Below are 10,066 nucleotides of genomic sequence, written 5' to 3'. Positions count from 1 at the left end.
ACCAGACCGACAGCCACGACGCCCGGCAGCCCGCCGGCGCGTAACAACTCAGCCTCCACCAAACCCGGCGCTTGACAACCCTGGTGCTGCTGCTCTACATGCAGACCCTGGCTTTCCTCGCCGACGAGGCGCGGAGCACACCTGTCGGTGCCGATCCGGAAGGGTTGCGAGAGTTGTCCCCGGTTCTGCACGCGGCCGGCGCGGTCGTGCTGCTGCTCGTCGCACTGGTGCTGTCGGTCTACAAGCCACGCAGCCTGACCGCCCACGGCCGCCGCAAGCACCAGCACACCCGGCGCCAGCAACCCGCTCCGCGGGCCGGGTCACCAGCCGGCCCGGCACCCGCGGGGAGCGCGCGTTGAGCATCCTTTCTGGCACACGAGGCTGATCAAGCCTGCCAGCGGCAACAGGCTGCTGGCAGCAGTTCGGCGGGGCATAGGTAGGCAAGGCACACAACCGCTAGGACCGCGGCGGCCCGCGGCCTCGCGCTTGAGTGAGGACCCGCTTCACGGCCCGGCGAGCCGGCGTCGGGCGGCGGGAGCCAGCGGGTGCCGCCGCGGTTGGTCAGTGCTTGGCGAGGCGGTCGGTTTCGTGGAGAGCGCCCAGCCGGGCGCGGAACTCCTGCTCGTCGATCTCGCCGCGAGCGAAGCGGTCGGCCAGTACCTGCTCGGGTGACGGACGAGCGGGTCCGTGGTCAGCCGGCGGCTCGGCGGGCGGCCGCATCGAGAGACGGTCCCACTTGCCAGAGCGGATCAGAGCGCGCGTCAGCAGTACCGCGCCGATGATCAGCGCAGTCCAGAACAGCAGCATGCCGACGGACATGGCGCACCAGCCCCAGCCACTCATGCCGTGGCCGTACCAGAACATCATCACAGTCACCTCCCGCAGCGACTAGGCCGAGATCGGGCCGGCGGCTCCAGGAGGGCTCCGCGCGCGATCCCTTCGCCTTCAACGGTGCTCCCTCCTGTGCGGGCGTGCAGGGGTTGCTCGGCCCAGCGATGCCGGGCCGAGCTTCACCTCTCGCGCCAGGTGCCCGGCATGCTCGGGTCGCACCGGCGGACCGGCCAACCCGCCGAGCCGAGCGCGCCTACCCCGACGTTCGACGAGACCATTCCGTCGCTGATCCCCTGGTCTGGCTCGCCGCAGTGGCCGTCTTGGCCGCGGCCGTGTTCCACCATGCCGTCGCGCCTGGCCGCCCGCCCACCCACGCTCCCAGGACAGGCGACCCCGGGCCTGCCTGCCGCGGGACGGCACCGATCGGGCACACGACCACGAACCAGATACCCCAGGGGGGTATTATCTCGACGTGGCTGCATGGCCCGTCCTCCCAGGGGCGGGCGCGGCCGGTCCACCGCGGGCGGCGGGGCTAGGTCCGTCGCCGCAAGGGGATAAGGAGCCGACCATGGACGGACAGGACCACCACCCACACCCGCACCCCGCGCAGAGTCCGCACCCAGCGGGATCGCCGCGCGCCTTCGCAACGGCGGTTCTTGAGGTCTCCGGGATGCGCTGGGCGACCGAGAAGGCCCGGGTGGAGGCCGTGCTCGGCCGGCGGCCGGGCGTGGTGGAGGTGGCGGCGAATCCGGCGGCGCAGACGGCTCTTGTGCGGTTCGACCCGGGGCTGACGTCGGCGGCGGAGCTTGCCGGCTGGGTCCGTGACTGCGGGTACCACTGCGCTGGGCAGTCGGTGCCGCGCCACGTCTGCGACCCGCTGGCCGAGCCCGTTGCGCGGGAGACACCTTCGGCGACGCGGGAAGAGCACGGGGTGCACGCCGTCTCCGGCGCCCAGGTGGCACCCGCGGCGCACGGTAGGCATGGCGGACCGGGGGAACGGGTCGCGTCGCCGCACGAGGCGATGGGTCACGGCGGGCACGGCGGGATGTCGATGGCCGCGATGGTCGCCGACATGCGCAACCGGTTCCTGGTCGCGGCGGTGTTCTCGGTGCCGATCCTGCTGTGGTCGCCGATCGGGCGCGACGTGCTCGGGTTCCACGCGCGGGCGCCGTTCGGGCTGCGTGACGACGTGTTCGGGCTGGTGCTGAGCCTGCCAGTGATCTTCTGGGCGTCGTGGATCTTCTTCGATGGGGCGGTCCGGGCGCTTCGTGCCCGGACGCTCGACATGATGGTGCTGGTCGCGGTCGCGGTCGGCACCGGCTGGGCCTACTCCGCCGTGGTGACGCTGACCGGCGGCGGGGACGTCTTCTACGAGGCGGCCAGCGTGCTGGCGGCGTTCGTGCTGCTGGGCCACTGGTTCGAGATGCGGGCCCGTGGTGGCGCCAACGACGCGATCCGTACCCTGCTCGAGCTGGCGCCGGAGCGGGCCGTGGTCGTCCGAGACGGCGGGACCGTCGAGATCCCCACGTCCGAGGTCATGGTCGGCGACCTGCTGCTCGTCCGCCCAGGCGGGAAGATCGCCGTCGATGGCGTGGTCGAGGCTGGCGAGTCCGACGTCGACGAGTCGATGGTCACCGGCGAGAGCCTGCCCGTCCACAAGCAGCCGGACTCGCCGGTGATCGGCGCGACACTCAACACCACCGGCGCGCTGCGGGTCCGGGCGACAAAGGTCGGCGCGGACACCGCGCTCGCGCAGATCGTCGCGCTCGTGCAGGAAGCCCAGAACAGCAAGGCGCCAGGCCAACGTCTCGCGGACCGGGCCGCGTTCTGGCTGGTCCTGGTGGCGCTGGCCGGCGGGCTCGCCACGCTGCTGGTCTGGCTGCTCGCCACCGACCGGCCCGCGCAGGAGGCGATCCTGTTCGCCATCACCGTCGTCGTCATCACCTGCCCGGACGCTCTCGGTCTGGCCACCCCGACCGCGATCATGGTCGGGACCGGGCTCGGCGCCCAGCGAGGGATCCTGTTCAAGAACGCGGGCGCGCTGGAGACGTCCGCCCGGATCACCGCGGTCGTGATGGACAAGACCGGCACCCTCACCAAAGGTGAGCCAGCCGTGACCGACGTCCTCGTCGCGGACGGCGTCGACGAGGCCGAGCTGCTGCGGTTGGTCGCGGCCGTGGAACGGGAGTCCGAGCATCCGCTCGCCCGGGCCGTCGTCGCCCACGCCGACAATCTCGGCCTCTTGGCCGCCGAAGCGGACGGGTTTGTCAATGTCCCGGGGCAGGGCGCGGTCGCCACTGTCGACGGCCACCGGGTCGCGGTCGGCACCCCACGGCTGATGGAGGCCGAAGGAGTCGAGCCGGGCACTCTGGCTGAGCGGCGCGCCGCGCTCGCCGCCGGCGGGCAGACGGCCGTGCTCGTCGCCCTCGACGCGCGGCCGGCTGCGGTGATCGGCCTCGCGGACGCCCCGCGCCCCACCTCGGCGGCGGCGGTCGCGGCCCTGCGCGCAGCCGGAGTCGAGGTCGTCATGCTCACCGGAGACAACCAGGCCACCGCCCAGCGGATCGCGGACGAACTCGGGATCGACACCGTCATCGCCGAGGTACTGCCCGGCGACAAGGCCGCGAAGGTCGCCGAGCTGCGAGATGCCGGCCGGCGGGTCGCGATGGTCGGCGACGGAGTCAACGACGCCCCCGCTCTTGCCCAGGCCGATCTCGGCATCGCGATCGGCGCTGGCACCGACGTCGCGATCGAGACCGCCGATGTCGTCCTCATGCGCTCCGACCCGATCGACGTCCCCGCCGCCCTGCTGATCGGCCGCGGCACCCTGCGCAAGATGCGCCAGAACCTCGGCTGGGCCGTCGGCTACAACGCCATCGCGCTGCCGATCGCCGCCGGCGTCTTCGAACCCGCCACCGGCCTGGTCCTGCGACCCGAGATCGCCGCCCTGTCCATGTCCGGTTCCAGCTTCCTCGTCGCCGTCAACGCGCTGCTCCTCAAGCGGCTACGCCTCCCCTGGTCGTTGACCAGCAGGACGGACACGCAACCTGCCACCGAAGCGCGGCCCACCCCGACCCCCGCGCAGTGACGAGAGGTCGCGGTCGGCTGTCAGACGATGACCAGTAAAGATCAGCTAGCGGGCGGTGGGACGGCCGGTAGGGGGCAGTAGAGGGTGTGGCCGAGGCCCAGCAGTGGTCCTGCGGCGATCGCGATCGGGACGAGGAGCAGCACCACCGCGAGGGTTCCGCCGGCCATCGTTCGGACCAGGCCGAGTGGGTTGGCCGGTGCCAGCAGGCGATGGACCCGTCCCAGCGCCGTCGGTCCCCCTGCGGCCAGGCCTACCTCCTCGCCTCCGCCCGCGGCCAAGACGGTGAGCGCGGTGGCGATCGACAGGCGTGGGTGCCGGCGGGACGCGGCGTCGTCGGCAGCCAGCTCCAGCAACCGGCCGATCTCGCGGCGGGCGACCGTGAACAGCGGTACAGCGGGGAACGCCCTGACCAGGGTGTCGGCGCCAGCCAACGCCAGGTGATGACGGCCCGCCAGATGCGCGCGCTCATGCGCGAGCACCGCCGCCAGCTCCTGTTCGCCAAGCGCGTCCAGCGCCGCGGTCGTGAGCACGATTCGCCGGTTGCGGCCGGGTAGGCAGTAGGCGGCGGCGGTCTCGTGGGCGAGGATGACCGCCCCGAGCGCGGGCGCCGGCCTCGCGAGAATCGCGAGTTTGAGCGCGTGCTCTCGACGGGCACGCGCGCTCTGGAGCAGCCCGGCCGTCGCGCAGAAGGCGACCCGGATGAGCAGGACCGCGACCACCGCCAGTCCGCTTCCCGCGACGCTCGCGCTGCTGGCAGTGGCGTACGAGTCCCGCAGCGACACCACGCAGGCCTGCAGCATCTCAGCGAGATTGATGTTGAAAGGTACCGACGGAACTGCCAGCGCCAGCCCAGCCAGCACGGCGGCAGCCAGCACTGACAGCGACAGCGCCTGCCACAGGCAGACCGCCAGTCTCGGGGCCCGCTCGGACCAGGCTGCCTCACGCAGCAGACGGGGGGCCACGACGGCAAGCACAGCCGCATAGGTGACCAGCGCCGCGGCAACTATCACGTCGGTCCATCCGATGGCTGGTGCCGCTGGCCCGGCCGGCTCGCGTCCTCGCGGAAGCCCTGGGTACCGGCTCCGCGGGTTGCCCTGGTGAGGGCGGTACGCAGCAGCCGGGCCTCCCCGGGCGATATCCGCTCGACGAAATGGATCAGTGTGGTCGCGGGATCCAGGCTGTGGGCGAGCGCCTCGCCCATCAGCTCCGCGCTGTGCTCTTCCTGGGAACGCACAGGCTCGTAGAGATACGCGCGGCCAACGAGTTCTCGGCGCAGCCAGCCCTTGCGGTGCAGGTTGTCCATCACGGTCATCACCGTCGTGTAGGCGATCTGCCGCCGCTGTTGGAGCTCGTCGACGACCGCCCGCACGGTCCGAGGCTCGCTCGCGGACCACAGCAAATCCATCACCGCGGCCTCTAGGGCGCCTAGCCCATGCACGACCGTCTCACCGCCTCTTGCCAGCAGGGTACTAAACATCCTAGTAGCAGGAGACTCTCGCCTCGCAGGATGGGGGGGCCGATCGGATCCGGGTGGGGTCTACAGGGCCTGCCGTTCGAACGCGTGCCATCGGGCCGGGAGGCGGGCCGCCCACGCCAGACCAGCGTTGGGACTATGAGCCTCATTCGCCTCGGCTCCGACTCTCGGACGAGGTCGAGACAGCCAGTTGACCCGCTGGCACCTCGACCCTTTTTCCCACTAGAAGAGCTAGTACTACTACTATCAGACGTAGTAGATACGGCGAGCGCGTCCGAGGGCGCGACGAGGGAGGAGACGCGGTGCCTGCTCAGGGTGGCGGTCGGCGGTCCCTTGACGAGATGTGGCCCAGGCGCGACCCGGGTGCTCGATCGAGACGGGACGAGGCGGCCAAGGGGCCCGCGCGCCGCCGAACGACCGAGCCTCGGCGCCGGGCGGCCACCGTCGTCCTCCTGGCCGGTGGAACGTTGGCGACCTCGATGACCGGCTTCGCCGCGGCCACCTCCGACGTCCCCGACGACGGCCAACCTGCCGCCGACGCGATCACGCGGGCCTCCATGCTCGGGAACCAGCGAACTCCGGCGAGCGAGCCCGCAGACCTGGCGCTGGCGGCAGAGGTCGCCAACCCGACGCAACAGTTCACATCCCTGACCCTCACACCCGACAAGACGACGATCAGCCCCAACGACCAGGTGACCTTCACGGTGCACGCCGCGGCGGCCATGACCGGCGCGCCTGTCGCGAATGAGCAGGTCAACATCGTCGTCGTCACCGGCAGCCGCTGGTCGACCACCGCCACCCTGCGGACCGACGATGCCGGCGAAGCCCGCATCAGCGCCCGCCTGCTGAGCACGACCACGGTCACCGCGGTCTTCGACGGCGGGACCATGCTGCGCCCCTCGGTCGCCGGCGCGGCCACTGTCGTCGTCCGCGCCCCCGCGGCGAGCGGCACCGCGGAAGCGGGCCGCGGCGGCGCGGGATCGGTGACAGCCCTCCCCGGCAGCACCATCGGCGCGAAGGCCGTCTACCTTGCCTCGCTCCAGAAGGGCAAGCCGTACGTCTACGGCGCCGCCGGCCCCTACGCCTTCGACTGTTCAGGCTTCGCGCAGTACATCTACAAGCAGCTGGGCCGCTACCTGCCGCGCACCGCCCAGCAGCAGTTCTACGCGACGATCCGCGTCCCGCAGTCCGCCAAGCAACCCGGCGACCTGATCTTCTTCGGCACCCCCGACAACATCACCCACATGGGCATCTACGCCGGCAACGGCTACATGTGGGCGGCCCCCCGGACTGGCGACTACGTCAAGTACCAGCAGATCTACACCAGCGACTACTACGTCGGTCGCGTCCTGTAGCGCCACGGCGGACCGCCGAGAGCCCGTGGCCGGCGGGGAGCCCACGGGAGGACACAGACAATCCACGCCTCTCCGTAATCGCTCGAACGTGGAGCGTGAGATAGCGTGAAGGTGTGGACCTGGCCCTCGGGAGCACGACGTCGAGGCCGCACAGAGTCGCGGCACTCGCCTTGATCGCTCTGATCGCGGCCATCGTGATCCACGGAGTCCTGTGCCTCGCTGCCGCCCATGACTCCCACGGCCTGCCAGCACATCCTGCTCCCGCCGCGGTCGCCCTGAGCGGGTCAGACGTCACCCCCGAGCCGCGGGCCGGCGAGCCTTCCGTTGCCGCGGACGACCGGGAGATCCAGCCGACGTCCGCGTTGCTCAGGCCTGCCCATGACCATCCGGTGGTCGACTGTCCCTCTCAGCCCATCCTCCCGGCACGGCTGGACGCCGTGACTCCAGCCGCTCCGTTCGTCGCGTTGCTCGGGCTGGCCGCGGCGACAGGCCTGCGGGCGGCCACCGGCGCCGAGCTGCGACCGACGCGTCGCCGCGGTCGCGCTCGCGCGGCCAGCCCTGGGCTCTTCATGCAGATATGCGTCCTTCGAAACTGATGCGCGGTTAGCGATCTTTCTCTCCGTCGCCCAGCCGCCACCACCGTGCTCCGTCGTCCGATCGGCGGGCGCGCAGCGGCGCGGTCCAGCACTGGCACGTCCCGCGCACGATGCCGCGGGGCTTTTGTGCCATGCCACGGGCGGACCGTCGCCGCTCGCGCCGTGCACGGCCATCAGCCTCGAAGGAACGCCACCATGGCATACACCCCTGTCGCTTCCCGCGCGCCCCTCCCAACACGTCGGACAGCCGCACCCCCGGCGGCGCGCTCCCTCGCCGACGTGGTCGGCGACACGCCGGTGCTCTGGATCCCCGACGTCTGCTTCGGGGGCACTGGCGGGTTCTGGGCGAAGCTCGAAGGCCACAACCCGGGGGGCATCAAGGACCGACCCGCGCTGCACATGGTCGCGTGCGCGCGAGGACGCGGCGAGCTCGCTCCGGGCCGGCCCATCATCGAGTCGACCAGCGGAACCCTGGGGCTTGGCCTCGCGCTCGCCGGCCTCGTGTACAGCCACCCGGTCATGCTCGTGACCGACCCCGGCATGGAACCGATCCTGCACCGCCTGCTGGTCGCCTACGGCACACAGATCGACATCGTCGAGCGGCCACATCCCACCGGGGGATGGCAGCAGGCCCGGCGAGACCGCGTCCAGGCCCTGCTCGACCAGCATCCTGGCGCTTACTGCCCCGACCAGTACCACAATCCCGACAACGTCGCTGCCTACGAGCGACTCGCACTCGAGCTGATCGAGCAGCTCGGGCGTGTGGACGTCCTCGTGTGCAGCGTCGGCACCGGCGGACACAGCGCGGGCGTCTCCCGCGTCCTGCGTGAGGCCTTCCCCGACCTACGGCTGGTCGGTGTGGACACCATCGCCTCGACCATCTTCGGGCAGCCCGCTGGCCCGCGACTGATGCGCGGCCTCGGCAGCAGCATCTACCCGCGCAACGTCGCGTACGGCGCCTTCAACGAGGTCCATTGGGTAGCACCCGCCGAGGCCGTCTGGGCCTGCCGGCGACTGGCCGCCGCACGGTACGCGACTGGCGGATGGAGCGTGGGCGCCGTCGCCCTGGTGGCATCCTGGCTCAGCCGACACACAACGTCCGATACCCGCATCGTCGCGATCTTCCCGGACGGCCCGCAACGCTATTGGAACAGCGTCTACGACGACGCCTACTGCGCCCAGCACCAGCTGCTGAACGTGGTGCCCACCCGGAACCCCGACGTGCTCGACCATCCAGCCGACCGGGTCGTGCACCGCTGGACACGCTGCACCCAGGTGGTCGACCCGCTGTCCCATCCCGAGCTCGTGGAATGTCAGGCAGCGCAATGACGACAACGACCTGGAGCCAGATCCGGTCCTTCAACCGGCCGATCCGCCTCCTGCTCGTCAACCAGCTGGGCATCAACATCGGCTTCTACATGCTCATGCCCTACCTGGCGAGCTACCTGTCGGTGACGCTTGGACTCGCCGCCTGGCTGGTCGGATTCGTGCTCGGAGTCCGCAACCTCAGCCAGCAAGGACTCTTCCTGCTCGGTGGAAGCCTCGCCGACCGCTTCGGCTACAAGCCGATGATCCTCGCCGGGTTGGCGCTGCGCACCGCTGGTTTCGCGCTCCTGGGCTTCGTCGAGACCATCCCCGCGTTGATCATCGCGTCCGCCCTGACGGGCTTCGCCGGCGCTCTGTTCAACCCCGCCGTACGCGCCTATGTGGCGGCGGAGGCGGGTGAACGCCGGGTCGAGGCCTTCGCGGTGTTCAACATCTTTTACCAGCTCGGTATCCTGCTCGGCCCGCTGGTCGGGCTCGCTCTGCTGGCGATCGACTTCACGCTCGTGTGCGCCGTGGCCGCCGCGGTGTTCCTGTTGCTGACCGTCCTGCAAGCTCGGGCGCTGCCAGCGCGGGCCCAGAACGAAAGCCCGAACCTCGCCGCCCCCGGGCCGTCCGACGAACAGGAAACGAACGCCGAGGTCTCCCACGCAGGCCGTGGCCCCGGCGGCGAGGCGCCACTATCCATCCTCCGGGCCTGGCGGATCGCGATAGCCAACCAGCCGTTCCTGCTCTTCTCGCTGGCGATGATCGGATCGTACGTGTTGACCTTCCAGGTCTACCTGGGGCTTCCGATCGAGGTCAGACGCGCGACCGGTAGCGAGACCGGGGTCACGCTGCTGTTCGTCCTTTCCGGTCTACTCACCGTAGCCGGCCAGGTGCGGCTCACCAGGTGGGTGAAGGCACATTGGACGCCCGGGCGGGCGATGAGCAGAGGACTGATCCTCATGGGCGTGGCGTTCCTCCCGCTCGCGGTGTCCGCCTCCTTCGGCCAGGACGAGGCGGAAGCGTCCGCCCGGTCGCTTCCGGCCCAGGCGCTGGCGCTGTTGCCCGTGCTGGCCGCGGCCGCGCTCCTCGCGGTGGCAACCATGCTTGTCTATCCGTTCGAGATGGCCACCATCGTCGCGCTCGGCGGCGATCGCATGATGGGCACCTACTACGGCCTCTACAGCACGCTTTCCGGGATAGGAATCGCCATAGGAAACCTGCTCACCGGTGCCGCGCTCGATACCGGAAGAAACATCGGAATCGCGGCGCTGCCGTGGATCATTCTCGCGCTCACCGGAGGGCTTTGCGCGGCCTCAGTACACCGGCTTGACCGAGCTGGCCGCCTCGCCCCACCAAAAGGCGCGACGGTGAAACCGGAGGCGCCGCGAGCACGAAGTGCCAGCCGAGCGGG

At 70.7% G+C, this 10,066-nt stretch carries 8 protein-coding genes; 5 read left to right on the top strand and 3 right to left on the bottom strand.

Translation table 11 applies throughout. The annotated features are described in order from the left end of the window. The first annotated feature begins 71 nt into the window (after nucleotides 1-71). Nucleotides 72-359 carry a hypothetical protein gene (locus tag I6A81_RS02415; protein WP_203007225.1) on the top strand — a complete coding sequence of 96 codons (288 nt, stop codon included), beginning with the start codon at nucleotides 72-74 and terminating at the stop codon, nucleotides 357-359. A 202-nt stretch (nucleotides 360-561) separates the two neighbouring features. Here the strand turns inward: I6A81_RS02415 and I6A81_RS02410 are convergent, their stop codons facing one another. Further along, nucleotides 562-867: an SHOCT domain-containing protein gene (locus I6A81_RS02410; protein ID WP_203007226.1), complete on the bottom strand. Its 306-nt coding sequence runs from the start codon at nucleotides 865-867 to the stop codon at nucleotides 562-564. 634 nt (nucleotides 868-1,501) lie between these two features. Between I6A81_RS02410 and I6A81_RS02405 the strand changes: the two genes are divergently transcribed. Then, nucleotides 1,502-3,919, top strand: a complete 2,418-nt coding sequence (locus tag I6A81_RS02405) for a heavy metal translocating P-type ATPase (protein ID WP_203007231.1) — start codon at nucleotides 1,502-1,504, stop codon at nucleotides 3,917-3,919. Nucleotides 3,920-3,960: 41 nt separating this feature from the next. Here I6A81_RS02405 and I6A81_RS02400 read toward each other — a convergent pair whose 3' ends face one another. Both I6A81_RS02400 and I6A81_RS02395 read right to left on the bottom strand, forming a co-directional pair. Further along, complete coding sequence (locus tag I6A81_RS02400; RefSeq protein ID WP_203007227.1) at nucleotides 3,961-4,929, bottom strand: M56 family metallopeptidase; 969 nt, start codon at nucleotides 4,927-4,929, stop codon at nucleotides 3,961-3,963. Beyond that, entirely contained in the window at nucleotides 4,926-5,324 is a 399-nt protein-coding gene (locus I6A81_RS02395; protein ID WP_238430883.1) for a BlaI/MecI/CopY family transcriptional regulator, read from the bottom strand. The genes I6A81_RS02400 and I6A81_RS02395 overlap by 4 nt, the downstream gene beginning before the upstream one ends. Before the next feature lie 536 nt (nucleotides 5,325-5,860). Here I6A81_RS02395 and I6A81_RS02390 point away from each other — a divergent pair. The 3 genes from I6A81_RS02390 to I6A81_RS02380 form a co-directional block, all read left to right on the top strand. Beyond that, a complete protein-coding gene (locus I6A81_RS02390) occupies nucleotides 5,861-6,748 on the top strand; it encodes a C40 family peptidase (RefSeq protein ID WP_238430884.1) in 888 nt (295 codons plus the stop codon). Between the two features lie 791 nt (nucleotides 6,749-7,539). Beyond that, nucleotides 7,540-8,673 (top strand): PLP-dependent cysteine synthase family protein, encoded by a 1,134-nt coding sequence (locus I6A81_RS02385; RefSeq protein ID WP_203007229.1) that lies wholly within the window; start codon nucleotides 7,540-7,542, stop codon nucleotides 8,671-8,673. Continuing rightward, nucleotides 8,655-10,066 (top strand): MDR family MFS transporter (locus I6A81_RS02380; protein WP_407661234.1); only part of this gene is annotated, 1,412 nt, incomplete at its 3' end. The genes I6A81_RS02385 and I6A81_RS02380, both read left to right, overlap by 19 nt.

The organism is Frankia nepalensis (genome assembly GCF_016786325.1).
Lineage (GTDB): Bacteria > Actinomycetota > Actinomycetes > Frankiales > Frankiaceae > Pseudofrankia > Pseudofrankia nepalensis.
This window is presented reverse-complemented; position numbering and strand designations above follow the sequence as displayed.